The following is a 1,055-nucleotide window of genomic DNA, read 5'->3' as shown; positions in this document are numbered from 1 at the left end:
TACGTCAAAGGCGACAAGCATGATGCGCATGACGCCGAGGCGATCTGTGAAGCGGCCAGCCGACCCGGCATGCACTACGTGCCGGTGAAGAGTGCCGAGCAACAGGCGGCGCAAGCCGTGCATCGGATTCGCAGCCGGCTGGTGCGGGCGCGCACCGCCTTGAGCAACGAGGTGCGCGGCCTGCTCGGCGAGTTCGGGATCGTCAGCAGCCGACGTGGGCGGGCCGCCAGCGGCGAGTTGCTCAGGCAGGTGGGGGCTGGCGAACACGGTTCGTTACCGGCGCCGATGGACGCGCTGCTGACGGAGCTGCAGGACGAACTGCAGGCCCTGGATGCGCGCATCGCCCGGCTGGATCAGCGCATCCAGCAGCAGGTGCGCAGCGATGCGCGCATCCAGCGCCTGCTCGCGGTGGAAGGCGTCGGTCCGATCAGCGCCTCGGCGCTGGTGGCCGCCGTCGGCGATGCCCGGCAGTTCCGCACGGCCCGCCAGTTCGCCGCCTGGCTGGGCCTGGTGCCCCGGCAACACTCCACGGGTGGGCAGCCGCGCCTGGGCAAGATCAGCAAGCGCGGCGATACCTACTTGCGCACGTTGCTGATCCATGGCGCCCGCGCGGTGGTGCGCACCTGCACGACGAAAACCGATGCCCGCAGCCGCTGGCTACAGGCGCTGCTGCAGCGGCGCAACCAGAACACCGCCACGGTCGCCCTGGCGAACAAGAATGCCCGGATCCTCTGGGCCCTGCTCAGCCGGGAGACCGACTACCAGCCCGGCGGAGGCACACCGGCAGTACCGTCGTAGCGCACGTTCCACACCGATTGCACAGTGACAGGCAATGATGACGAACCGGTCGAACCGGCATGTGTGAAACCTGGAATATCCACGGGCCCTCTGCAGCTGTCATGCAAGGCCGATAGGGCGATCAGGCGCACATGGGCGGACCTTCATCAGGGTGCGTGGGGCAAGCAGTCCCCTAACACCGGATATACGGAAGCAGTCGTACCCAGGTTCGAAAACAAAGCCGGTCGCTGGCAAACCGGGAGGAGTCCATATATGGA

At 67.2% G+C, this 1,055-nt stretch carries 1 protein-coding gene; it reads left to right on the top strand.

Features of this window, described 5'->3' with window-relative positions; all coding sequences use genetic code 11:
- A partial coding sequence (locus ACFPU0_RS14155; RefSeq protein WP_377693717.1) for an IS110 family transposase occupies positions 1–798 on the top strand: 798 nt, incomplete at its 5' end.
- Between the last annotated feature and the right edge of the window lie 257 nt (positions 799–1,055).

Origin of the sequence: Pseudomonas sp. GCM10022186 (genome assembly GCF_042656385.1) — a bacterium.
Taxonomy (GTDB): domain Bacteria; phylum Pseudomonadota; class Gammaproteobacteria; order Pseudomonadales; family Pseudomonadaceae; genus Metapseudomonas.
The sequence above is the reverse complement of the archived record's forward strand: the minus strand, read 5'-3'. Positions and strand labels throughout refer to the sequence as shown.